Origin of the sequence: Sphingomonas psychrotolerans (assembly GCF_002796605.1) — a bacterium.
Classification (GTDB): Bacteria; Pseudomonadota; Alphaproteobacteria; order Sphingomonadales; family Sphingomonadaceae; genus Sphingomonas; species Sphingomonas psychrotolerans.
In genome coordinates, this window is the sequence record NZ_CP024923.1 from 20,943 (window position 1) to 44,203 (window position 23,261).

At 64.2% G+C, this 23,261-nt stretch carries 20 protein-coding genes and 1 pseudogene; 9 read left to right on the top strand and 12 right to left on the bottom strand.

What is annotated here, in order from left to right:
• Nucleotides 1–86: 86 nt before the first annotated feature.
• The 3 genes and pseudogenes from CVN68_RS00110 to CVN68_RS00120 all read left to right on the top strand — a co-directional run.
• Nucleotides 87–1,262, top strand: a pseudogene (locus CVN68_RS00110) (YifB family Mg chelatase-like AAA ATPase); the annotation flags it as partial.
• Nucleotides 1,263–1,512: 250 nt separating this feature from the next.
• Nucleotides 1,513–2,403, top strand: coding sequence for a 3'-5' exonuclease (locus tag CVN68_RS00115; protein ID WP_100280412.1), 891 nt, complete (start codon nt 1,513–1,515; stop codon nt 2,401–2,403).
• A 124-nt stretch (nt 2,404–2,527) separates the two neighbouring features.
• Nucleotides 2,528–3,313 carry a metallophosphoesterase gene (locus CVN68_RS00120; protein ID WP_158298629.1) on the top strand — a complete coding sequence of 262 codons (786 nt, stop codon included), beginning with the start codon at nt 2,528–2,530 and terminating at the stop codon, nt 3,311–3,313.
• Here CVN68_RS00120 and CVN68_RS00125 read toward each other — a convergent pair.
• The 8 genes from CVN68_RS00125 to CVN68_RS00160 form a co-directional block, all read right to left on the bottom strand.
• A complete protein-coding gene (locus CVN68_RS00125; RefSeq protein WP_100280414.1) occupies nt 3,310–3,684 on the bottom strand; it encodes an antitoxin Xre-like helix-turn-helix domain-containing protein in 375 nt (124 codons plus the stop codon). The genes CVN68_RS00120 and CVN68_RS00125 overlap by 4 nt on opposite strands.
• A gap of 170 nt (nt 3,685–3,854) precedes the next feature.
• A complete protein-coding gene (locus tag CVN68_RS00130) occupies nt 3,855–4,979 on the bottom strand; it encodes a hypothetical protein (RefSeq protein WP_100280415.1) in 1,125 nt (374 codons plus the stop codon).
• 2 nt (nt 4,980–4,981) lie between these two features.
• A complete protein-coding gene (locus CVN68_RS00135; protein ID WP_100280416.1) occupies nt 4,982–5,608 on the bottom strand; it encodes a Cap15 family cyclic dinucleotide receptor domain-containing protein in 627 nt (208 codons plus the stop codon).
• A 237-nt stretch (nt 5,609–5,845) separates the two neighbouring features.
• A complete protein-coding gene (locus CVN68_RS00140; protein WP_100280417.1) occupies nt 5,846–6,058 on the bottom strand; it encodes a KTSC domain-containing protein in 213 nt (70 codons plus the stop codon).
• Nucleotides 6,059–7,843 (bottom strand): ATP-binding protein, encoded by a 1,785-nt coding sequence (locus CVN68_RS00145; RefSeq protein WP_158298630.1) that lies wholly within the window; start codon nt 7,841–7,843, stop codon nt 6,059–6,061.
• On the bottom strand, nt 7,843–8,946 hold the full coding sequence (locus CVN68_RS00150; protein ID WP_233503490.1) for an SIR2 family NAD-dependent protein deacylase: 1,104 nt from the start codon (nt 8,944–8,946) through the stop codon (nt 7,843–7,845). The genes CVN68_RS00145 and CVN68_RS00150 overlap by 1 nt, the downstream gene beginning before the upstream one ends.
• A gap of 223 nt (nt 8,947–9,169) precedes the next feature.
• On the bottom strand, nt 9,170–9,430 hold the full coding sequence (locus CVN68_RS00155; protein ID WP_100280419.1) for a hypothetical protein: 261 nt from the start codon (nt 9,428–9,430) through the stop codon (nt 9,170–9,172).
• Nucleotides 9,431–9,479: 49 nt separating this feature from the next.
• Nucleotides 9,480–12,815 (bottom strand): TM0106 family RecB-like putative nuclease, encoded by a 3,336-nt coding sequence (locus CVN68_RS00160; protein ID WP_100280420.1) that lies wholly within the window; start codon nt 12,813–12,815, stop codon nt 9,480–9,482.
• Between the two features lie 63 nt (nt 12,816–12,878).
• On the opposite strand from CVN68_RS00160, the gene CVN68_RS00165 reads away from it, so the two are divergent.
• Complete coding sequence (locus tag CVN68_RS00165) at nt 12,879–13,871, top strand: helix-turn-helix transcriptional regulator (RefSeq protein ID WP_100284113.1); 993 nt, start codon at nt 12,879–12,881, stop codon at nt 13,869–13,871.
• 10 nt (nt 13,872–13,881) lie between these two features.
• Here CVN68_RS00165 and CVN68_RS00170 read toward each other — a convergent pair whose 3' ends face one another.
• Nucleotides 13,882–14,367 (bottom strand): hypothetical protein, encoded by a 486-nt coding sequence (locus CVN68_RS00170; protein ID WP_100280421.1) that lies wholly within the window; start codon nt 14,365–14,367, stop codon nt 13,882–13,884.
• Between the two features lie 153 nt (nt 14,368–14,520).
• Here CVN68_RS00170 and CVN68_RS00175 point away from each other — a divergent pair, with 153 nt between their 5' ends.
• From CVN68_RS00175 to CVN68_RS00190, 4 genes are all read left to right on the top strand, one after another.
• Nucleotides 14,521–15,648, top strand: coding sequence for a metallophosphoesterase family protein (locus CVN68_RS00175; RefSeq protein WP_233503491.1), 1,128 nt, complete (start codon nt 14,521–14,523; stop codon nt 15,646–15,648).
• On the top strand, nt 15,645–18,275 hold the full coding sequence (locus CVN68_RS22895) for an AAA family ATPase (RefSeq protein ID WP_158298631.1): 2,631 nt from the start codon (nt 15,645–15,647) through the stop codon (nt 18,273–18,275). Before CVN68_RS00175 ends, CVN68_RS22895 begins: the two co-directional genes overlap by 4 nt.
• Nucleotides 18,272–18,832 (top strand): hypothetical protein, encoded by a 561-nt coding sequence (locus CVN68_RS00185; protein WP_100280422.1) that lies wholly within the window; start codon nt 18,272–18,274, stop codon nt 18,830–18,832. Before CVN68_RS22895 ends, CVN68_RS00185 begins: the two co-directional genes overlap by 4 nt.
• 94 nt (nt 18,833–18,926) lie before the next feature.
• Nucleotides 18,927–19,166, top strand: coding sequence for a hypothetical protein (locus tag CVN68_RS00190; RefSeq protein WP_100284115.1), 240 nt, complete (start codon nt 18,927–18,929; stop codon nt 19,164–19,166).
• Nucleotides 19,167–19,340: 174 nt separating this feature from the next.
• On the opposite strand, the gene CVN68_RS00195 is transcribed toward CVN68_RS00190, so the two are convergent.
• From CVN68_RS00195 to CVN68_RS00205, 3 genes are read right to left on the bottom strand one after another with little or no spacing between them, the layout of a single operon-like run.
• On the bottom strand, nt 19,341–20,228 hold the full coding sequence (locus tag CVN68_RS00195) for a plasmid partitioning protein RepB C-terminal domain-containing protein (protein WP_199560166.1): 888 nt from the start codon (nt 20,226–20,228) through the stop codon (nt 19,341–19,343).
• Nucleotides 20,225–21,103, bottom strand: a complete 879-nt coding sequence (locus tag CVN68_RS00200) for a plasmid partitioning protein RepB C-terminal domain-containing protein (RefSeq protein WP_100280423.1) — start codon at nt 21,101–21,103, stop codon at nt 20,225–20,227. Before CVN68_RS00200 ends, CVN68_RS00195 begins: the two co-directional genes overlap by 4 nt.
• A complete protein-coding gene (locus tag CVN68_RS00205; protein WP_100280424.1) occupies nt 21,100–22,596 on the bottom strand; it encodes a recombinase family protein in 1,497 nt (498 codons plus the stop codon). Before CVN68_RS00205 ends, CVN68_RS00200 begins: the two co-directional genes overlap by 4 nt.
• Before the next feature lie 131 nt (nt 22,597–22,727).
• Here CVN68_RS00205 and CVN68_RS00210 point away from each other — a divergent pair, with 131 nt between their 5' ends.
• Nucleotides 22,728–23,114: a hypothetical protein gene (locus CVN68_RS00210; protein ID WP_100280425.1), complete on the top strand. Its 387-nt coding sequence runs from the start codon at nt 22,728–22,730 to the stop codon at nt 23,112–23,114.
• Nucleotides 23,115–23,261: the final 147 nt, after the last annotated feature.

Sequence of the window (23,261 nt, forward strand, 5' to 3'; positions counted from 1 at the left end):
CAGCCACGCGCGATGCTCCATTTTGGCGGCGATCCGTTTCACAACGGATAAAAGCGGTTATGGTCTCCATCCGAGGGGGTGGCCGCATGATCGCGAGCGTGTCGACGGTGGCGTATCTGGGGCTGGAAGCGCGCGGTGTGGAGGTGCAGTGCAACCTCGTCGCCGGGCTGCCCAGCTTCGTCGTGGTCGGGCTTCCCGACAAGGCGGTGGCCGAAAGCCGCGAACGGGTGCGCGCCGCGATCGCGGCGATCGGCCTGGCGCTGCCGCCCAAGCGGATCATCCTCAACCTGTCGCCGGCGGACCTGCCCAAGGAAGGCTCACATTTCGACTTGCCGATCGCGCTTGCCTTGCTGGCCGCGATGGGCGTCGCCGACGCCGAGACGCTGTCGGGCTATGTTGTGGTCGGCGAGCTCGGGCTCGACGGACGGATCGCGCCTTCGCCGGGCGTACTGCTCGCGGCGCTGCATGCGTCGTCCGAGGGTAAGGGGCTGGTCTGCCCGGTGGCACAAGGACCCGAGGCGGCGTGGGCTGGGTCGGTCGAAGTCGTCGCAGCGCCCGACCTGATCGGGCTGCTCAACCATTTCAAGGGCAATCAGCTGCTGCCCGCCGCGCCGCCGGGCGAGATGGAGGCGCCCGGCCGTGGTCCCGACCTCGCCCAGGTGAAGGGGCAGGAGACCGCGAAGCGCGCGCTCGAAATCGCGGCGGCGGGCGGGCACAATATGTTGATGGTGGGGCCGCCGGGCGCGGGCAAGTCGCTGCTCGCGTCGTGTCTGCCGGGGATCTTGCCGCCGCTCGATGCTGCCGAAGCGCTCGAAGTCTCGATGGTCGCCTCGGTCGCGGGAACGCTGTCGGGCGGGCGACTCACCCGAGCCCGGCCCTTCCGCAGCCCGCATCATTCGGCGTCGATGGCGGCGCTCACCGGCGGCGGGCTCCGGGTCAAGCCGGGTGAAGTGAGCCTCGCCCATCTCGGGGTGCTGTTCCTCGACGAACTGCCCGAGTTCCAGCGCGCGGTGCTCGATTCGCTGCGTCAGCCGCTCGAAGCCGGAGTGGTGAGCGTGGCGCGCCCCAACGCGCACGTCACTTTTCCCGCGCGCGTCCAGCTGGTCGCCGCGATGAATCCGTGCCGCTGCGGCCATCTCGGCGATCCGGCGCTTGCCTGCGCGCGGGCGCCGCGATGCGCCGCGGACTATCAGGCCAAGGTGTCCGGCCCGCTGCTCGACCGCATCGACCTGCACGTAGAAGTGCAGCCGGTGACCGCCGCGGTGTCAAACACAGAAGTAAGCTGGAATATTAGAAGGTAGCCGGAATTTCTATCCGCTCTTTCACCTCACAGATTCGTATTAAAATATTGAAAATAATCGGTTATTGGCGGGATCGATAGACGACGCGGAAGCCTGCTGGGCTGGTTTCAGTCGTCCTTGATCACACAAGTTTTTCTCGCCGCTCCCCGTCCCACCCGTATCCTTCTTGGCGCGTTTCACTCTCCGAAGCGCGTCGAACGGAGAAGAGCACATGCTCAATGAGGTCGATGTCAACGTGGCAGCCGAGCGTCTCGGGCTTGACCGCGATTTTCGCGTCCTCCGGCGCTTGGCGCTGAAAGACGAAGTGGCCTTGCTGAAAGAGCCTGACGACGAAACCTCGATTGGCGTTATTGTTGACGTAGAAACTACGGGGTTGGATCCAGCGATAGATCGGGTGATCGAGCTAGCAGTCCGTCGATTCCGTTTCGATGGCGCCGGACGCGTAGTGGAAACCGAACGAGCGTGGTGCTGGCGGGAGGATCCCGGACGATCCTTAGATCCGGAAATCACGCGGCTCACTGGGATCACCGATGCGGATCTGGTGGGGCGTGGAATTAATGACGCTGTCGCCGAGGCTCTTCTGTGCTCGGCCCAGGTAGTAATCGCGCATCACGCCGCCTTTGATCGCAAGTTCGTAGAGCACCGACTGACTGGCGCGGTGGGATTGGCTTGGTGCTGCTCTTGCCAGGAGGTTGACTGGCGGGGCAGTGGCTTCGACGGGCGAGGCCTCGGCTGGCTGTGCGCACAGGCGGGCTGGTTTTTCGATGGTCATCGCGCAGAGAGTGACGTCGACGCGGTCCTGACGTTGCTTGGCGTCGAGATGCAAGATGGTCGTACTGCGCTCCGCGAGTTGCTCGACGCAGCTGCCGAGACCTCCATTTTAATCAGCGCTGTCGGGGCTAACTTCGAGGTGAAAGATAAGCTTCGGCGGCGAGGTTACCGATGGAGCGCGTCGGAGCGTGTCTGGGCCAAGGAGGTTTTCTCATCATGTCGCTATGACGAGGAGGCATGGTTGATGGAGCATGTGTACGCTCCGCAGTATCGGCCTCGAAGTTTCGCTCCGCAGCTTTTAGAGCGAACATCGAGAGAGAGACACAGTTGAGCTGATGGGAGCCGCCTGATCGGCATTCGACAACCGACGCTGTCGCGGATTCTCGATCGGCGTTTTGAACGCCATTGCGAGGAGGATAACGCAGCCGGCGTTCGGCAACGCGGAAGGATCTGACGTGCGCCTCTGGATACTAAGCGACCTTCACATCGAGCAGAGCTGCTGGGAGCTCCCGGATCCCAAGCCCGAGTTCGATGTTATTGTGGCGGCCGGCGACATCCATGTGGCGTCTGAAGCAGTTCGCTGGCTTGGTGATCGAGCCGATGGGCGTTCGGTGATCTACGTGCCGGGCAATCACGAATGGTATGGTAGGCTGCTCCCGGAGGAGGCCGCTAGGGCGATGTCCAAAGCGACCGAATTGGGCGTTCATTTCCTGATGGACGCAACAGCGACCATCGGAGACGTGCGGTTTTTGGGCGCAACCCTATGGACCGATTACGAGCTCATGGCCCCGTCACCAGTTTCGCCCGACAGGGCCATGTCGGAAGCTTGGCGGTTTCTAAGCGACCACGAACTTATCGAAATTCGGCCGCATGTGCGGTTCCATCCTACGGACGCACTCGCATTCCACAGGACCTCGCGGACTTGGTTGGCCGAGGAGCTCAATGCGAAGCCACCCGGAATCCGAAGGACCGTCGTTGTCACGCACCACCTACCGGACCCTCGTTCCATTGATCCACGCTTCGATGGTGATGCGCTTAATCCTGCGTTTGCATCGCGCATGACAGACTTGGTCGAACGGGGAGGCGCCGATCTCTGGGTCCATGGCCACACCCACTCGAGCTGCGACTACCAGGCAGGAAACTGCCGAGTGATCTGCAATCCAAAAGGTTACGGCCCGCGCCAGCTTGGCGGGCGGATTGAGAACAGTCGATTCGATCCAAATCTGGTGATCGAAATCTAGACAAGCTGTGCGTCGAGGTACTTCCGGACCTCATAGAGATCGCTCACGTTGCCGGCAGTCATCCTATCCAGCGCAGAGCGGCCGCCGAAGATCGGCGCCTTGTTTGCGGCCCTGACCCAAGCGTCAGCGCGCTGCCGGATGGGCAGTAGAACGTTGATCGCCCTGTAGATGCCGAGCACGTACGAGATCCTTTCGGTCGTATCTCGCTCAAGCTGGAGTGGCGCTTGGTGCTGCGCCTGCGCCTTCCAGTGTTGCAGAGTGGACCGGCTGGTAAGCCCAAGGATGCGCATCTGCTCCAGTTCGCTGAGTGACCAGCGCTCGGCAATCGCGAAGAAGGCTTGGAGTGCGGTAGCGCCAAGTTCGTCAGCCATATTGAACCCACTACATTTGATTGAATACGTTCTTGAGGCCCTGCGGTGACCGGCCACGCGGCCGCCAGCTTGTCGCCTCTATGGGATGAGGCGCGGTGATGGACAGAGGAGCAAGCAAAAGCGTGCTCGGTGTCTGGCCAGCATCGACGACGGCTAAAACCTGTCCCGAACTAGGCCGCTAGCGGTATCCTAGCCTGCCGCAGCGCGGCGTCGACCTGCGACCAGGACGGATCTAGATTCCTGAGCGAAGGAGCTTGCTCGCGTGCGACCTCGCGCGCCAAGGCGTCCATCTCGACCGATATCGCGCGCAGACCCTCCATCTTCGCATCCGTGTTGAGCACGGTGCGCATGCCGTCCGGCGTCATGAGACGCTTCGCCGCGTCTTTGTTGTTCCAGCACCAGTCGAGGAACCGCTGGGTTTCCCCTAAAATGGCGAGCTCATGCCCTCGGCCGAGCGCGAGCGCGTTACGGTCCGCGTGGTAGAGCAGGGCAGCGATGTCGAAGCTGGGCAACTTGCGCGCGGCGGCTTCGTTCTCGGCATCGTTTTTCACGTTCTTGGTGAGCCGGATCGCCTTCCGGAGCCCGCCGAACACGGCGTCATCCGCATCACCGACACGCTTGATGTGAAGGAAGGGGAGGTTGGAGATCGTTTCCGGCACCTTCTTGTCGAGGATGTAGACCCCACGGTCGTGCTCCGCCTGGGTCGCCTGGTAGTTGGCGGTGTCCCACCAGTGCGATGGGACGACGTCCACTGGGCGCGCCAGCGAACCGCCCTCGATGGTGATAGCCTTGCCACCGGAGGTGTCGACCGCGGCCGCCGGGAAAGTCGTGCGTAGCAGGCGCTCCTCCTCAAGGCGCAACGCCATGAGCACGGCGGTCGAGGTCAGCGGCGAGTGGCCATAGGTCGAGGCACGTAGGCCATTGGGATCATAGCGCAGGAAGCGCGTGTCCAGCGTGAGAAGGTCGACGTCGCTCACTCCCCGGATGTGCACGTTGAGCGGTACGGAGCCCTGCAGCCGGAGCGTGACCGGGATCGACAGCTTCTGCTGCAGCTGACTGCCGACTCGGAGCGCGGTCTCGATTGAGATCTCCGTGTAGCGGCGTTCCACCGCCTCCATGGCTCCCAGCGTATAGCGGGTATGGGGCTGCGTCCCGACGCGGCGCTGCCAGCTCTCGATCGACAGGCCGTCTTGGGCGAGCAGCACGGCCTGTTCCTTGGAGACTCGGTTGAGCCGATCGCCGCCCTTGCGGCGCTGGGCGAGGGTGCGCAGGCGGGAGTCGATCTGGCGGGTCACTGTCAGTTCTCCTTCACGAGTTCGAGGATGCCGAAGGTGTTCCGACCCCGGCCGTTGAAGTATTCGCCGCGCGCCGTGCGGCCGTCCGGAGCGAAGATCAGTTCCGCGAAGCCATGATGCGAGTGGAGCTCTGCCTCGCCGATCCACGGATTGTTGCGGTAGTGGTAGAGCAGCCGGTCGCCAGTGCCTGTCTCATGTAGAAGGGCGGCTGCGATGCTGTCCGACGACGAACGGTCCGTCTCTAGATGGACCCGGATCCGGTCCCAGGACTGGATGATCGTTACCGTCCCCCTCCATCGCTCGGACGGGCTGCGGTCGACGCTGACACCCTCGCAGGCCCAGCGTCCCGAGATGTCGGGCAGCTTCAGCCACTTCCCGACGGCGCGGACGCGCCAGGCATATCGGTCGAAGAGCGCGTAGAGGCAGGCGTAGACCATGCCGGCACCGACCAGCGACAGCACGCTCGGCGGCAGCTTGGCATCCATGCCCAACTGGTTGGCGATGTCCACCGCGCCCAAGAGAAGGAACACGACTGCGGCCGACACGGCCGCTGAGACTCTCATGAGCCACTTGCCGACGTTCGAGCGGTTCACTCCGCCAAGGAGCGCGTATTCGTGTTCAGTCGCCATTTCTCTGTCCGAGCTTGTTCGACTCGAACGTAGCGGGTAGGGGCGTCAGAAGTTGTCACCCGTACCACCAAAGGCGGCAAACACCGTCGTCGACAGTCGAATGGTCACTATTTGTTCTCGTCGCCTTTCTGAGGAGGCGCCTGACCTGTGGCAAACTGAACCGCGAAACAGGATCTGAGAATATATTGGACGGCGGCCCCCACTACGAGCGTGCGAAGTTCCGGGGCGCGCTGGCTGTCAGATAGGGTTGCAAGGATAAGCGTTTTTAATCTCGGCGTTGAAAAACTTGCCTAGAGACGGAGCCTCCATAAGGCGATCATACATGAACTGCGGCAGGTTGTAGTACTCATACACCTTGCCGGTGGAGAGGAACTCCACTTCCAGCGTCTCCGAATCTGGGTTGTACCCTACCGATGCCAAATTGGATGAGCTCACCGCTTGTCGTTCCATCTAGTCTTCCTTCCATCGTGGGTTTTGAGATCGCCAAGCAGCCGTGACAGACACGTAGTTTTCGTCACCGCGTTCCTTACACCAGCTCTGGGCCACGCGTGGGTCCTCACTAGTGGGGCGCTTACCTTCCTCCGGTAGCGTGATCCGGCACCGCACCGGCAGTTTCGCGGCCTCGCCGGTTATCACGGCCTCACCCGTGCGGAGCACTGGAAGGCTGTCCACGATCCCACTCAGGCTGTCGGGCAAAGCGGCTTGGACTTTGCTGCGGTCCGACGCGTTCGAAAGTCGTAGCGAGAAGAAGGTGCCGCACTGTGACAGGATTGTGTCGTCGATCTCAGATGGGCGCTGGCTCACAATCATCGCGCCGATGCCAAATTTCCGGCCTTCCTTCACGATACGCTGCACCGCGTCGCGTGCGAGACTCGCATCCTCGCGGCCCAGATAGCGGTGCGCCTCTTCCATCACCACTAGCAGGGGGCGCGCACGGCCGCCTTCGGGCATCTCCCGGCTCCAGAAGAGCGCCTCGTAGATGATGTTCAGGATGCCGCCGATCAGCCGCATGAGAATCGAACTCGGCACGCCCGATAGGTCTAGCACCGTGATCGGTCGGTCATGCCCTAACCAACTCTCGAGAAGTTGGGGCAGGTCATTCGCGGGAACCCCGTCGAGGCCCGGCTCCCAAGGCCCCGGATGTAGCATGAAATCGAACTGACGGTCCAGGAGGCGTGACCGAAGCTGGTCGAGCTGTCGCCGAATCGACAGGACGTTCGTCTTGTTTGCAAAAGGAGACGCGCCACCTTGCCCCGGTAGCGGATAGGTTGGCGCCGTGAGCGTCTCGGCATTGCCTGGCGTGATCTGCGCAGAGTTCAACTGCGTATTCTCGAGCCACGTCTTGATCTCTGGGTCGATCAGCTGAAACCAAAGAGCCTTCAAGCTGAACGGGATGGGACTGTCCACAGTCAGCGAGTTGGCGTCGACCCCAGGGCAGTTCATCAGATCCGAGACGGTGGTCTTTGCCGAGAGGATGCGATCATGTATGGCGGTGAGCGCCTTCTCCTCGGTCTTTCCGAGAAGGAAGGTGAGCAGGTCGCCTAAGTTCAGCGCCCAGTATGGAACGAAGAGCCGCTCCTCGTTCTCGAGTGGATTCACCCGGAACACCTTGGCGACCTCGCCCAGGGCGCGACCATATTCGCCATGGATGTCGATCAGCAGCACGCGAGCGTTGGGAAAGCCAGAGTTCTCACCCTGTCCGACAGAGAGCGAGCGGAGAAGGCTTGTGACTGTGGTCGACTTGCCGGCACCCGTCGAGCCGAGCACCGCGGAGTGACGCGTAACGAGCTTGTCCAGATCGATGCGGACGGGGATGCTCTCGGCTCCTGACAGCCTCCCGATGGTGACCTGACCCGCGTCTGTCGTGCCGTAGATTCGGGCAAGATCCTCCTCCACGACGAGATGCACCTGATCGTTGATCGCGGGATACTGGCTTATCCCGCGCTCGAACGTCGCTTCCACGACCTCGCCGACGAGCTGAACCTTGATCCAGCGGTCCCCTCTGGCCCCGCTGTCGACTAGGGTTTCAGGGGTGGCGGTGGCTCCTACGTCAGAGATGATGCCATACAAATCGTGGTAGCCCTGCGGGACACGGACGAAGCTCCCAACCTGGCCAACGCGGTAGCTGCGGCCTCCGATGATTGCGATCCCCGACGCCGTCCCTTCGAACTGCCGCACGCTGATCGTGGCGCCCGCTACAGCGCCAACGTGACCGAGAAGGGTTGGCTCGCTCATCATGCGACTGAAGCCGCAGGTGCGACGGCGGCCGGCGCGGTGGACGCGACCGGCGTAACGAAGACTTGGGTCGATCGGGATGCTGAGAAGAAGCGCGCAAATGGTTCGATCGCCCCAAGCGTGAATTCGTGCTGCCCGCCGCCCTGAGGTTCCGCCCAGTACGAGGATCGAATTGGACCCCAGTCCTTTGACGGAAGCTCCGATGGAACGCGCCATACGCCTTCGGATCCGTTCACGACCGCAGCGTCGCGGGCGTAGACGCTGAAGTTCGGAAGTCGTCGACCGAGCTCCCTTGCACAGGCCTCATTGCCGATATTCTGGAACTGGAACGCGAACACGCTCGCGGAGGGATTGCCCGCCAATCCCTCGTCGACGCGAGCCGAGATGTGGGCGTCGGCGAACGAGAATCCGACTGAGATCAGCAACGTGTCCGGGGTGGCGAGAAAGGCCCGCAGCCTGTCGAGCAGGGCAGCATACGGCGCTTTCTGGGTCTGCTCGTATTTCAGATGTTCGGGGAAAACCAAGTGTCGGGCACTGTCCTTCCCGGACCGGATGACCTCGTCCTTGCCGTTCGAGCACCACCCCAGTGACCCGTGAAGCTTCCAAAGCCGGGTCCAGCGTGCGGGCAGATCGTTATTCGAGACAGTGACAGGGTCGAAGAAGGGCTCACGACCCCCTGTGAAGCCGTCGAAGTAGGGAGCGCGCACTCGTTCGAGGGCCTCCTCCAGCAAAAGGTCATAGTTGGTCGTGAAGATTTCGATCGGATGGTCCCGCGCCGCACCGGTGATCCACGTGACGATATCACTGTAGGCGGAGCCGCTCTCGGGAAGTGTGACGTTGACGACCTTGCCGATCTCCTCGCACACTCGCTCTCCGAATTGCGCGTATCCCAGACCATCCAGGCCATGGATAGTGGCGGGCCCGATCACCTTCGCCAGCGACCGAATCCGAGAGAGTAATGTCTCGATGTCGTCCTTGGGCGCGAGCTCTTTCCTGAGTTCGGCAATCTGCTTTCCATACTCCGGCTCGAGAACGTCGAGTACCAAGGTCGTGAGACCGGCAACCGCTGGAATCAGAGGATAGGTCCCGTCCGCCTTCTTCATGCCGGCAGAAGCGCCAGCGCCTAGCAGAAGCCCGATTCTCTTCCGGCCTCCGGCGATGATCGTCCGGAGCGCAGTCATGTACTGATCAGGATTGTGTACGGTCTCGCTTGGCATAGTCCCTCCCCCGTGGATGACTATGCCACCTTCGTAGCTGCCGAGCGATATCGGATCTCGCCCAAATTCGACCTTTTCGTGCTGTGGTGGAAGATAAATTCAATCAACGTCATGCTGCCAACCTTTCCGGTAGAGCGAATTGGTTTGAGCGACTGGTCTCGAAAAATAGAACCTCGTCGCGCGACAGGCGGAGGAGCTGCTTCACGTCCATCGGGCGTCGCTCGCCAGCACGAACCATCCAGAGCGTGCGGTCTGTCGGTTGGTTGGCCTTGGCGAGCAGAGATGCCGTGTCGATCAACTCGGCGTCGATCGCCAGTAGTTGTCCGTCCACGTCGACGATGTGGTGCAGTCCGATGTCCCAGTAAGCCATGAGCGTGTGTTCCCTTCGTCCGTTGAAGCCACTCTCGCACGCGTGGGCGTCAGAAGTTGTCACCCCCATGCTCGCGCAGCATGCAGAGCGCGTTGACGAGCATCATCTCAGGGACCGTGCGGCAGGGGGTCTCGAGAAGGAGGGGGCTGGCGAACACCACTGCAGACGCCTGCGCGCGCGAGACGGCGACATTGATTCGGTTGAGGGAGAAGAGGAACGCGATGTCGCGCGGAAGCTCCTCGCCGCTCGAGGTGGTCATAGAGACTAGGCAGACGGGCGCCTCCTGACCTTGGAAGCGGTCTACCGTCCCGACGCGTACCGCCGCCGAGAGCGCGGCACGCAGCGCATTCACCTGCGCATTGTAAGGCGCGACGACCAGGATGTCGCCGTAGCCGACGACGCGCTCGGCCCCGTCGCGGCTGCGGTAAGTCGAGCCGACGACGAGCTCGATCTGGGTGCGGATGGCAGCGATCTCCTCAGGACTGACCTGCGAGCGGCCGAGATGCGCGACGGCGCGGACGCCGGCGCCGACGATGCTCCGACCGTCGGGCGTACGTAGATCCTGATTGCCCGCGGCCTCGTCCGGATGGAGCCGCTCCTCGTAGACTGCCGCGGAGATGAATCTGCACACGTCAGGGTGCATGCGCCGGCTGACCGGCATAAAGATGCCGCGGTCTCCCGGCACCACGCGGTGGCCGTCGATAAGATACTCGAGGCAGGACTCACCGCTGCGGCCCGGATGCGTGCCCTGGAGCGGCTGCGGCAGCTGCATGGGATCGCCGACTAGCACCAGGTTGCGAGCCGCGCGCGACATCGCAAGAATGTTGGCGAGCGACACCTGGCCCGCCTCGTCGATGAACAGATAGTCGAATGCCGGTGCCGGGTAGCGCGCGAAGTGCCACGCGGTCGCGCCGACCACGTCGGCCGTCGCAATCTCGGGCGCGTCGTTGTCGGACACCAGCACGATGCCGGGATGCGCGTCCTCGTCGCCGTCTCCGGCCGACTTCTGGACGACGCGGCAGGGCTGGCCCTCGGTCGCCGCTCGCTTTGCGATGGCCTCGAGCAAGTTGCCGATCGCCTTGTGGCTGTTGGACGACACCGCGACGCGCTTCCCTGCACGCACAAGGTCAACGATCGAGAGCGCACTGACGTAGGTCTTGCCGGTGCCCGGCGGCCCCTGGATTGCGAGCGTGGTGTGAGCCATCGCGGCGATCGCGGCGATGGTCTGCTCGGGCACGTCGCTCTCGGGATCAATGATCCCGCCGGTGCGATGGCCATCGGTGAACATGGGGGACGCCCGTGTTAGCAACTGCTCGATCGCGCGAGCCTGGCCCGTGTCCCCGATGATCTCCTCGGTGACCGCGGCGACTGCGACACGAAGCGTACCGTTCGCGATGGGCTTGGCGGGGATGAGATCCAGCCTATCAGGCAGGGGCCCCTTCGCCGTCGAGCGGCGCAGCACAACGATGTTCGCGTTGGTGTCGATCTCGCGCAGGTCGAGGTCCTCGGGCATCGCCGCCGGCTTCACGCATGGCTTCTTGCCCGCGCGCAGCTTCGTCTCCTGCGGCGGGAAGCGGTAGGTCCGCTCGAACGACTTGGCCGTCACCTTGACGGGCTCGCCGATGGCATAGAGGCCCTGGATGCACTCTAGGTCATCGACCAGCTCGGCGCTCTCCTGCTCGAGCCGATCGAAGATCGCCCACCACGCGGGCTTGTCTTCGCGCTTGTGGAAAGAATTGAGGTCGAGCAGCAGGTCGGCGACCTCCTCGCCAAGGCGGGCCCGGACGGGGGCGAGCCTCGCCCGGAGAGCCTCGACCTCCTCGTTCTCGCCCTCGATGTTCGACAGCGCGCCTCCCTCGGGCAGCTCGCCGAGCTGCGGCCACGGCATTCCGGTGGGGCGGGCGTCGCGCACCAGCCAGTCGCGTAGAAGCTGCGTCGAGATGCAGTCGGTGCGGTTGTAGTCGTGGATCTTCTCGAGCAGCGCGTCGTTGCCGGTCTCACGCCAGTTCTCGTAGAACACGACGCTCGCACCCGCGGTGGCGACCTCCGCGTTGCGCTTCTCCATGTAGAATGCCTCAAGATCCTTGATAGAGTAGCCCTTCTCCGAGGCGATAAGCCCGCCCGACACGACCTTGAACAGATCGACGAACCGACGTTCGCGCTGCAGCTGATCCATCGCGGCCTCGCCGACGCGGTGCTCCGCAGTGAGGCGACGCAGTGCCGCAATCTCGTAGTTCGCGTAGTGGTAGATCCGCGCCTTGGGACGACGGCGCAGGTGGTCGACGAAGAAGTCCAGCAGCTCAGCGACGGAGCGTCCCTCCGCCTCGCGGTCATGCGCCCAGAACGCGCGGAATGCCCACTCGCCGTCCTGCCTGAACCAGACGCCGTGGAGATACTCGAGTCCGCCCTCGTAGTAGGGGTCGCCCTCAATGTCGTAGAAGAGGTCACCCTCGTCCGGCTCGGGCAGCAGGCCGAAACCCTTGCCTGGCTCGAAGTCGCGGAGCTCGAAGCCGGGCGGCCCGCCGGCCCTCCGCACCATCTGCAGTCTTGCCTGGGTCTGCAGACGCTCGTGCGTACCGGCGGCGAGCCCGGGGATGCGTTCCTGCACCTCGGCCAAGCCGGTCAACGTGGCTACGCCGGTCGCCTCGATCTTGCCGCGCTGCGACTTAGTGATGCCGGCCACTAGAGAAAGGCTGTCGGTTGCCTCCCATGCAGCGCGGCAGTGGTCCTTCCACCGGCACAGGCTGCATGCCGAGACGGGATCGGACCGCGTCTCGGGTCGTTCCCGCAGAAAGGTCTCGAAAACGCTGCGCGCGTGGCGCGCGTACGACGCGACGTCTGCGAGGCGGACGGTGAAGCGCGAGCCGCCGCCAAGCTGCAGATGCGCGGCCTCGGGACGCAACCCCTGCACGTCGGAGATCAGGTCGGAGTATAGCGAGAGCTGAAGGACGTGCTTCGGGTCTGGCTTGCGCTTCAGCTTTGTGTCGACGACCTCGTAGGACCAGGCGCCCAGCGAGGAAGGGCGGTCCACTCGCTCGAGAAAGTCCGAGTAGCCGCCCCAGGCGCCGCTCAAGAAAGCTCCCTGGAAGATCACATCTGGACCCTCGCGCATCGCCTCGAGCGTCAGCTCCACCGACCGCTCGAGCGGGATGCCGTCCTTGGGAATCTCGGCGATCAAACGCCCGGACGCGCGAAGCTGTTCGAGGAACGCGAGCTCGTGCGCGTCGCCTTGGCGCTGGAGGAGCTCGGCCTGCTCGCCATCGGACGCGGGCACGATGTCCCCTGCCTCGATGAGCCGCAGGTCGAGCGTGGACGCATGGCGGCAGCCCTTGAATCGCATCAGGTCGGAGGCCGAAAGCCGCAGTTTGCCGTCGAGAAGCCGCATGCATATTCCCCTCTGCAGCCTATCTAGCATATGAGGGTGACAAAATCTGTCGGGGAAATTTGCATGTCGTTCGCTAAAGCGCAGGATCTGCTAAAGCTGGCGATGCTCGCGACCGCGCGTCGTGGCGTCACGCTTGAGGACATTATCGAGGAGTTCAGGTGCTCCGAGCGTACGGCTCAGCGAATGACAGGCGCTCTGCAGGCGGCCTTTCCCCAGACCGAGTACTCGATCGGAGACGATCGCCGGGCGCGCTGGTCGATCCCGGCCCGCCAAATTGCGCATCTTCTCTCGCCGTCATCGGATGAGCTCGTCGCGCTCGCGGAAGCGATATCGCAGCTCGACCACGCTGGGATGAAGCAGGAGGCGGCACGCGCCCGCAGCCTAGAGCGGAAGGTCAGGGCGCTCATACCACCCGAGCAGGGCACGCGCCTCGACGTCGACAAGGAGGCGGTTCTCGAGGCGCTGGGTCACGCCGCGCGCCCCGGTCCCCGGCCGGCCGCTAACGAGGAGGTTGTCGATGCGATATACGAGGCTCTCAAGGGCGCGAGCCTGCTCCGCATCCTCTACCGACGACGAGATGAGGACGAGCCGCACGAGCGCATCGTCGCGCCGCATGGGCTGCTTCTCGGCGTCCGCCGCTACCTGGTTGCCCGGGATACCTCGAAGGGACCGCGGGCGAACCTGCAACACTACCGGGTCGAGGAGATCTACGAGGCCGAGCTGCTCAACCGCTTCTTCGAGATCGATCCCGGGTTCAACCTGCGCCGGCATGCCGAGAAGGGATTCGGATCGTACGAGAGCGAGAAGGAGCATGGCGAGGTCGTGTGGCGCTTCCGACCCGACGCTGCCGCCCATGCGCGGCGCTACGTTTTCCACCCCACGCAGACGACAGAGGAGGCCAAGGATGGGTCGCTGATCGTGCGTTTCCACGCCTCGGGCCACCTTGAGATGACTTGGCATCTTTACTCATGGGGTGACGCGGTCGAGGTCGTCGAGCCGGCCGCCCTGCGCGACATGGTGCACGAGTTCCGCAGGAAGTTCCCCGCGCTTCCCTGAGTGGCTCGCGCTACGCGGCCTCGTCCAGGCTCGGATGACGATAGGTGAAGAGCACGTCGCTCTCGCCGTTCGGATCACCAACCTCGATCCGCCAATGACGGAAGCCGGCGAATGCGCCGTAATCGATGTCGGCGAGCAGGGTGCCATCGAGCATCACGCCGAGTTCCGAATGGTCGGTACGGGCGAGGATGCCGGGACCATTGGGTGTGATGAAGAGCGTTCCCGGCTCGGGCGAACTGTCGAAGCCGTTAAGCGCGCTCCGGGGATCGACGACGAAGCGAGGATTGGCCACTAGCAGGAATGGACCGTGCGCGCCTTGTCCATTCATCACCTTGAAGCCGCGGGGACCGTTGTCGATCGTGAGGGAGTTGCGCGGGCCGCCGCCGCCGATCGCCAGCCACGCAGCATAGCTGGGCGCCTTCGCAGCGTGGATCAGGAGCGCGCCGGGAGGCGCGGTCGACGGAGATGTGTAGTCGAGGTCGGTGATGTTGATCATAGGCATTATCCTTTCAATTGCGGCGGGGCCGACCACGGCTCAAAGCGGACTTAGCAGTCGTCGCGCCGATGAAACTAAGTTTAACGGTCTGACGTGACAAAATCTGTCACCCTCGCATAGGATTGTGCGAGGGCGCCCACCGGGGAGTGATTCGTGGCGACGATCAAGTTCATCCACACTGCCGACTGGCAGCTCGGCAAGCCGTTCGGGCGCTTTCCTGCCGAAGTAAGCGCCGCGCTTTCTGAAGCGCGGTTAGAGGCGATCGACCGATTGGCGGTGGTCGCCTCCGACCGCGGCGCAGCGCACATCGTTGTGGCCGGCGACGTCTTCGACAATGTCGATCCGGGCGACCGCGTAGTAATGCAGGCGCTGTCGCGCATGGAGCGGGTGAACGTCACCTGGTGGCTAATGCCTGGTAACCACGACCACGCACGCCCCGGAGGCCTGTGGAGTCGGGTTCGCCGCCTGGCGCCCACCCGCGTTCGCATCATCGACAGGCCCGAGGCGGTCGAGATGGATGAAGGCGCCTGGCTGCTGCCAGCGCCGCTCGAGCACCGGAAGACGGTGTTGGACCCCACCGCCGCGATGGTTGACATGGCGACTCCGCCGGGCGCGGTGCGCATCGGCATCGCGCACGGTTCCATCACCGAGTTCGGCGCTTCGGGAGAGAGTTCCAACCTCATTCCGACAGACCGCGCCCGCTCGGCCGGCCTCGACTACCTCGCACTTGGCGACTGGCACGGCTTCCTGACCGTCGGCGACCGGACGGCTTATAGCGGGACGCCGGAGGTAGACCGGTTCGGCCGCGACGAGCCCGGCGCGTGCATCGCAGCGGATGTCCGACTGGGTGACGTCCCCGCGTTCGAGCGCGTCGAGACCGGGCGCTACCGCTGGCTCACTCGGCGCTGGGAGGTCACGACCGCCGACGACATGGACCGCGAGGTCGCAAGTCTCCGGTCCGAGGCGCGCCTCTCGAACGTGCTGCTCGACCTGAAGCTCACGGGCGTCGCCAGCCTGTCGGATCGCGTCGCGATCACCTCGGCGCTGGAGGACCGCGTCGCGCATGAGCTGCGGCACCTCGACCTGGACGCCAGCGGCCTCACCGCCCGCCCGACGCTCGAGGACATCGCCCGCATCGACGTCCAGGGCGCGCTGGCCGGCGCCACCGCCGCACTGGAGGCCCGCGCTGGCGGGGGAGGGCTCGACGCGAGTGTCGCGGCCGCGGCGCTTGAGCGGCTCTACGTGGAGGCAATGCGGCACGAAGCGGAGGCAGCGCGATGATCCTCAGGTCACTCGAGGTCGCCAACTTCCGCAAGTTCCGCGACCCCCTACGCGTCGATGGCTTCACCGACGGCCTCAACATCGTCGTCGAGCCCAACGAGACGGGCAAATCCACGCTGCTCGAAGCCCTGCGCGCGGCTTTCTTCATCCGTCACTCCGCCAAGACGGAGCTGGTCCGTTCCTACGTGCCGATAGGCGACGACGTTGCCCCGCGCGTGACGGTTGAGTTCATGGTGAACGGCCAGCCCTGGACACTCGAGAAGCAGTTCATGAAGTCCACCTCAGTCCGGCTGACCGGCAGCGGTGGCCGGCGCGAGAGCGATGCGGCCGAGGATGCTCTCCAGGAGCTTCTGGGCTTCGAGCGCGGCAACAACCGTGGCAGCGACTCCGAGGCGCGCGGCCCGCTTGGTATGCTCTGGGTTGAGCAGGCGAGCGCGTTCGCGGTCGAGAGCCCCAACCGCATCGTCCGCGACACGGTCCACGGCGTTTTGGAGGCGGAGGTCGGCGCCGTGACCGGCGGCCGGCGGTTCGACGCGATTCGCACCAACATCGAGATGGCCTATGGCGCGTTGCGGACACCGGCGACTAGGAAGTCGAGGGGCGACCTGTCGGCAGCGGAGAGCCGGCTCGCCGCGGCCACGTTGGCCCGCCAGGAGGCGGAGGGCGCCTTCCGCGAATACGAGCAATCCTTGAACGAACTCGACAGTGCGAAGGCGCGCCTGCGCCTCGTCGAGCGCGATCTTGCCGATCCCGACTCCGCCGAGGAGCGGCGCAAGCTTGAGGCTGACCAGAAGGTCGCGGAGACTGCGTCACTTCGCTCGGCCGCAGCCGAGGCCCAGCACGGGCACGCCGACGAGGTCGCGAAGGCAGCAACGGCACGGATCGAGCGGCTGGATGCTGCCGAGCTGCGCGTCGGCGAAGCGGCGCATGAGCTCGTGATCAGGCAGAAGGCGAAGGACAAGGCTCAGGCGGATATCGACGCAGCGGCCGCCGACGAGAAGATGTTGCGCTCGACCCTCAATGACGCCCGGAAAGCGCGGGAGGCGAAGGAAAAGGATCTGTCGGACGCGCGTGGCCGCATGCGGGTCTTCACGGCGGCCGCCGGCGCCCGCCGCGCCATCGATGCGCGGCAGGCGCTCGCCGACCTCGAGGCGCGAGAACGAGTGCTGCAGGAGGACGCCGCGCTCGCCTTGGACGAGGACGCGCTGGACGATATCGCTCAGCTGGAGCGCGAAGAGGTCGCTGCGCTGGCTCGGTTCGAGGCTGGCACGGTGAAGGTCGACGTCGAACTTTCCGGTGGCGCCCTGCTGCGGATCGACGGCGAGGCGAGCACTGTCACCAGCGTCGACGTGCTCGCGGTCACTCGATTCGAGATTGGGGACGCTGGCACCGTCGTCGTTCGGCCGCCGCAGGGGTCTGACCGCTCGATCGAGGCCGATCTGGCGGCCGCGTGCGAGCAGCTCGCGGACAGGCTCCGCGCGCTCGGCATCGCGTCGCATGCGGCAGGCGTCGCCCGCAACGAGCGCGCCGCCTCAGCAGCGCGCGAACTCAAGGCCCTGCGCGCCCAGATCTCCGCGGCCTCCCCGGGCGACCCGACGATCGGCCTCGCCGCAGGCGCGGACGCACTTCGCGCCTTCGTCGCCGGTCTCGGCGAGACTGCGGCCGATGCTGCGGCGCCGGACGATGACCTCGATGCGCTCGAGGCGGCGGTCACCGATGCGCGGCTCGCCGAGGTCGCGACCGCCGCAAAGCACGAGGAGGGACGGGTCGCGCTGTCCAAGGCGGAGCGCGCAATCGCCACTTTGACCGCCGATCTGGCCGCAGCAGTCCGCGAGTCCGACGCGGCGGGGCAGAGCCTGGAAACGGTCCTGAAGGATGGCGACCGGGCTAGCCTCGAGGCAGCCTTCGCCGCGGCACAGCGCGACAGGGCAGCCAAGCTCGAGCTACTTGGGCAGGCCCGGGCGGGAGCGAAGGCATTCGACCTCGATGCGATCAAGCGCCGAATCGAGAACCTCGACCGCGCCGCGAGCCGGGCAGGGGATGAGCGGCTCGAGCTTACGGGCCGGATCGCTTCGCTCGAGGCGACGATCGCGCGCGAAGGCGCAGTCGGTCCTGCGGGCCGCGCCGCCGAGGCCAGGGAAGAGGAGCTCGCGGCGGTTGCCGCCTGCGAGCGCCTCCGCCACGAGGCCGACACGCTCGAGATGTTGCGCCAGGCCCTTGCCGATGCGGCAAACGAGGCGTCGCGGACGTTCCTCGCGCCTGTGACTCGGCGAGCCGCGCGCTATGTCGAGCGGCTGCTTCCCGGATGCGGCCTGTCGTTCGGCGAGGGGCTTGAGCTGACCGGCTTGTCGCGCGCCGGCGTCGACGAGTCCTGCGGTGACCTCAGCCGCGGCACGCAGGAGCAGCTCGCCATTCTCACCCGCCTGGCCTTCGCCGACCTGCTGCTCGAGGACGGGGCGCCCATCTCGCTGATCCTCGACGACCCGCTCGTCTACTCCGACGACGCACGTCTCGAAACGATGACCGACATCCTGCAGGAGGCGGCACAGCGCATGCAGGTGATCCTGCTCACGTGCCGCTCGAAGGCCTTCCGCCACGTCGACGGCAACCGGATCGTGCTGCCGTGAGGGGGCTTGCCAAGTTCCGCCTGCCGTTCACCGAGGCGGAGGAGGCTCTGGTCGCGCGCATCGACTTCGGCCAAGGTCACAACACCCACACCGACCGTCACGCCGCCTTCCTATCGAACAAGGAGCCGATCCTTGCGCTACTGGAGTCGCTCAGCGAACGGGGCGCGGTGCCCGACCAGCGGCTGCGCTACTGGAACGACCCCGAGTACCAGCCAGGCCGCCTGAAGGGGTCTCGTAAGCAGCTCTTCGAGCGGCACAATGACAATGCGGAGGAGATATACACCCATCCGCACTTCATCCCGTACCTGCGCTACATCCTGTTCGGCGCCGACCTTCCGACGCAGGTCATGACCGAGTTCGAGGCGGAGGTCGGAAATCCGGAATGGGTCTCGTATGGTGACGCGCTGGAGCTGGGCTCGTTCGCGCGCTCGCTCGTCCGCCGCCACGGGCTCCAACCGCATGAGGCTTGCGAGGAGTTCTTCAAGCTGTCTCTGGACCTTGGACTCAGTGTCGATGAATCCCTGCGGATCCGACGCACCGTCATGGAGACGCGCTGAGAATGCAGCCGACCGGTCCTCTCTCGGGTCGCCTTGACCGGCTCGCAGCGCAGGCGGCAACTGCCCGGCTCGCCGGCAACAGGGATTCGTGAAATTGAGCTATATTGACGACCTCATTGAGCACGGCACGAACTTCCAGGTGAGGCGCGGAGACGGCAGTGCCTCATTCTCCCCGGCAAGCGGCCGCGACGAGGACATCGAGGCTTTCCAGGGCGTGGTGCGCGAGCTGCGCCGCAACGAGGGCGACGGCTACGCGATCCACATCGACCACAAGCTGAGCGACAGAGGCGGTAACCTCGTCGATCTCGTGGTCGTCACCATCGACCGGCGGTAGCGTCAGCGCTGCTGCGCAGCGGTGGCGGCAAGAACATCAGCGTAACCTAGCGAAAGCGCGCAATGTGAACAACTGCGGCGTTAGCTGCTGCTCTGGTAACAGTCTTGGTCGATCCAATGACACTGCTAGCTTGTGTCGTGCGTGACTTCGTTAAACACCGGAGGCGTCCATCCGCTACGCCACCGAGTCCAGCGTGCTTGCCGACACTATCGTTCTGAACTCTGCGATGAGGTCGGTATGCCTTGCCTCAAGATAGGTCGCGACGTTTTTGTTCTCGATCAGGCGCTGGAGATAGCGTGATGCGAGAACGAGCTGGAGCACGTCGTCTCCGAACGTCGCCTCCCGTGCGCGGAAGTCGCGGTTGAGTGTTTCGAGCTCGCGTTCCATTCGAGCCATCTGCTCCGAGGTGACGCCTGCGACCTTCTTCACCTTGTCGGGCTTCGCCAGATCCTCCTGCCGCGTCGCCGCCAAGATCGCCCTCGCGTAGCTTGCGGTGAAGTTGTTCATGGACGCCATGAGTTCCACTGCGGCGAACTGCTTGTGCGGCTTCAGCCTGCGCAAGATGTCAAAGATCTGCGCGTTGACCGGCTTCTCCTTCAATATCTCCACTGCTTCCGGGGAGATTCCGTCGAGGAGATTGCGGCGGCGTAGGACATGCTTCTCGTCGATGCCGAGCGCGGCTGCGATCATCTTGGCCGGCACGCCGCGTTCGAGGGCGCGCGCGATCATGTAGTGCTCCTGGACTGTCGCGAGCCGGCTCACGCGCTTGTTATAGGTGAAGGCCTCGTCATCGTCCGCTACGATGCACGGTGCGATATGGGACGACTGCTCCTTCAAGGCGTGTAGCCGTAGATGGCCGTCGAGCAGCATGTATCGGCCATCGCGATTGGACTTCGTAACCGCAAGTGGCTCGATGACGCCGACTTCCTTTATGGAAGTCGCTATCCTCCCGTAACGCCGTGAGCTGGTGATCCGCGCGGTGATCGGACGAAGCGGCAGGATCGCACCGACGGGCAGCTCCAGCACCTCCTGCGCGAACGAGATGTGGACCGGTGGGTTCACGACGAGGTTCCGGAGATGCCCAGACGTTGGGCGATCGGTTGAGGCAGCGAGGCCATGCCTTCGGCGCGCAGGAGCGTTACGAAGTGATCCTCGGCGAGCAGCTTGGCCATGGCGCCGACGATGAAGGTGAGGCGGCTCTGGGTGAGCGTCGCCTTCTTGACCAACAGCTTCTGCCGCTCGACCTCCCTCTGATAGGCGCGGACTAGGGCTGCCGCGGTGGTCGGTTGGCTGCGCGCCTGTCCGGTGCGAATAGTCCGGATGCCCTTTCCGATCAGGTTGCGGTCATCGACGATGCGCCGGATGGCTAGGATCTGGTCACCTGGGAGGGAACCGCTTTCATAGGCCTCGGTGAGCGCCCTTTGGACATCGGCGTCTTCGGCGCGTGCGATCTCCGTAGCGATTGTGTGGGGAATGATCCCGCGCTCGACCGCGTCGAGAAGGCGTTCCTCGCCCTTCTCGAGCAGCAGGTTGATCGTCCATACGTATTCCGCGCTGAACCCGATCTTCCGCGCGATCTCAGAATGGTTGTATCCCCGATCCCTGAGCACGCCGACTTCGCGTATCAGCTCAAGCGGCGTCAAGTTCCGGCGGGCCATGTTCTCGACGAGGCTCATGACGAAGCATTCCTCGCGGGTCGCCTCGATGATCATCGCGGGAATCTCGCTCTGGGCAAGCTTCTTGAATGCCTCCATGCGGCCCTGACCGCATACCAGCTCATAACCGTCGCCGTTTGGCGCCCGGCGCACGGTGATCGGGCGCTTGAGGCCTACAGCGCGAACGCTTTCCACTAGTTCGTCGAATATCTTCCGGTTGCGGGCTCGCGGGTTCAGCACCTCGATCGAGGCGATCGGGATCATTGTGATCTCGGGCGTCATATCGAGCGCTCCACGGTGTGCCGGCGAAGCAGGTGGTAGAGTGGCGTAAGGTCGTCGGCGCGGTAGGCGTCGAGGTAGACGCCGTTCTCCTCCGCCATGCCAATGCGGGGGGTCGTGCCGACGTCGAGCCAGGGGAGGAGGTAATAGTCCCGCACATTCTTGTTGCCGGGCTTCAAGCGGACGACGATGGTGATGTCGGGCCGAAGGCCGGCGTCGAGGCGCACACGCCAGCGCAGCGATCCGGCGGGAGTCGGCTGGCAGCGCACAATCACCAGCGCCAGCGTCACCTCGTGGTTGACGAGCAGCAGATCGGTTTCGCAATCGGGTGCCACGCTTCCGCCAATGCGCTCGATACCCGCCACAGTGTCGGCGACGACTTCGGGATGCATCAGGCGGAGCTGGCGGTTTGTCTCAAGATACCGGTAGTCTCGCGCCGGTGTATAGCCAATGAGCTCGTATGCGCGCAGCAGGCTGCCGAAGCGATGCCGGTAGGCCGCGCTCGAGGGCATCGCATCGACCTCGTCGATGATCATTCCAGAAAGGGCGCCGCGCGCGCCGAGCAGGCTGGATAAAAGCTGTAAGAGTTCCTCGTCGGAGAAACGCCTCGCGCGATCCGCGAAAATGCTCTGCGCGGCCTCGAATAGCATGGGATCCACGATAGCCTCGAAGACGCCGTCTCCCCGCACCCACATGTCGGGGGTATTCACCACCCGCTTCTTCTTCAGCTTGAAGGAAACGCGGTTGTAGACGTTGTTCCCAATGTATTTCTCGTTGCTGAGGATCTGTCGGACGACCGGGCGGCTCCAGGGTTGGCCGAGGTCTGTGACCTTGTCCTCTTGGTTGAGGATCGTAGCGATCTCCCGCTCAGATCGAAGCTCGAGGACAAACAGCCGGTAGATTCGGCGCACCGTCTCGACCTCCTCGTCCGGGCCCGGCACTAGGATGACGCGATCCGTCTGCAGGCTCTTGTGCTCGCCGCGTGCGAGGGGCGCCTTTTGTTCGTTGTGTTCGTTAACGAGATGGCGCCGCAAGCCGTAACCGGCCGAACCGCCCTGCCGGTAGCCGAGCGTGATGAGCCGGCATTGGCCGGCGAAGACCTTGCTCGACAACTCGCGGCTGTATTCGCCTGCCATGACGCGCTTGATGCTCTTCATGACGTTGGACGGGAGGCTGCCGTCGTTGTCGAACTGCTCGGCGCAATAGTGGACGTTGATCCCGCGCTCTCGGCAGATGAACTCGTAATAGGCGCTCTCGTCGGCGTCTTGGAACCGTCCCCATCGGCTGATGTCGTAGACCAGGACGGCCTCGTAATCGGCTTCGCCGTTCTGGACGTCCGATATCAGGCGCCGAAGCGAGTCCCGGCCGGCGATGTTGAGACCACTCCGCCCCTCGTCAGCATAGCTGCGAACAATCTCAAAGTTCCGCTTGGCCGCATACGCCGCGATCACGTCGGCTTGGTTCTCAGTCGAATACTTCTGGTGATCGGTCGACATCCGCACATATTGCGCTGCTCGCGTGGGTTCGCGTTCTCTTGGCTCTTCTCGCACAATCATCCTCGAACTCTGTCGTCGATTTGCGCCCCGCTTTGTTCAGGGTGGGCTCTTCTATTCGACAGGAGGGTGGAATGTCGTTTTCTGAGAAGGACCGAAAAGTTCGGGCCGAAAGTGGAAGAAGATTTCCGATCGATCCGCTGGCCGAGACGCAGGCGACGCTGGCGAGCGTCGTTTCCGATGCGCTCAAGCAGGATTTCGGCGGGACTCCGGGGCACGCTAAGCACATCGCGCAGTTAATGGGGGTCAGCCCGAGGACGGTGAAGAACTGGCTTCAATCGCAGAACGGGCCAAATGGCGCAGGCTTAATCGTGCTGATGCGCCACTCGGATGCGGTGGCAACAGCAGTGCTTGAGCTGGCGGACCGGCGAGATGCTGGACAGCGGTTGAGATCCGAGCAGCTGCGAAAGCAGCTTCGTTCATTGATCCTGGCGCTACTAGACTTCCTTGGACCGGAATAGCGAGCAGCCTAGGTCCGGCAGCGGAGGGTCTTCGAACGCGGGCTGGGCGCACCACGAAGTACGCCGATGCAGCTGCCTCCAGCGGCCAGAAACGCCTTTGAATTGCGTGTTCGGCGTAGCGTTCCACTGCCGCAAGGCCGCTGGCTC

Coding starts and splice junctions, on each gene's coding strand:
- CVN68_RS00115 (WP_100280412.1), top strand. CDS start 1,513: ATGCTCAATGAGGTCGATGTCAACGTGGCAGCCGAGCGTCTCGGGCTT.
- CVN68_RS00125 (WP_100280414.1), bottom strand. CDS start 3,684: ATGGCTGACGAACTTGGCGCTACCGCACTCCAAGCCTTCTTCGCGATT.
- CVN68_RS00135 (WP_100280416.1), bottom strand. CDS start 5,608: ATGGCGACTGAACACGAATACGCGCTCCTTGGCGGAGTGAACCGCTCG.
- CVN68_RS00140 (WP_100280417.1), bottom strand. CDS start 6,058: ATGGAACGACAAGCGGTGAGCTCATCCAATTTGGCATCGGTAGGGTAC.
- CVN68_RS00145 (WP_158298630.1), bottom strand. CDS start 7,843: ATGAGCGAGCCAACCCTTCTCGGTCACGTTGGCGCTGTAGCGGGCGCC.
- CVN68_RS00150 (WP_233503490.1), bottom strand. CDS start 8,946: ATGAAGAAGGCGGACGGGACCTATCCTCTGATTCCAGCGGTTGCCGGT.
- CVN68_RS00155 (WP_100280419.1), bottom strand. CDS start 9,430: ATGGCTTACTGGGACATCGGACTGCACCACATCGTCGACGTGGACGGA.
- CVN68_RS00160 (WP_100280420.1), bottom strand. CDS start 12,815: ATGCGGCTTCTCGACGGCAAACTGCGGCTTTCGGCCTCCGACCTGATG.
- CVN68_RS00165 (WP_100284113.1), top strand. CDS start 12,879: ATGTCGTTCGCTAAAGCGCAGGATCTGCTAAAGCTGGCGATGCTCGCG.
- CVN68_RS00170 (WP_100280421.1), bottom strand. CDS start 14,367: ATGATCAACATCACCGACCTCGACTACACATCTCCGTCGACCGCGCCT.
- CVN68_RS22895 (WP_158298631.1), top strand. CDS start 15,645: ATGATCCTCAGGTCACTCGAGGTCGCCAACTTCCGCAAGTTCCGCGAC.
- CVN68_RS00200 (WP_100280423.1), bottom strand. CDS start 21,103: ATGACGCCCGAGATCACAATGATCCCGATCGCCTCGATCGAGGTGCTG.
- CVN68_RS00205 (WP_100280424.1), bottom strand. CDS start 22,596: ATGTCGACCGATCACCAGAAGTATTCGACTGAGAACCAAGCCGACGTG.
- CVN68_RS00210 (WP_100280425.1), top strand. CDS start 22,728: ATGTCGTTTTCTGAGAAGGACCGAAAAGTTCGGGCCGAAAGTGGAAGA.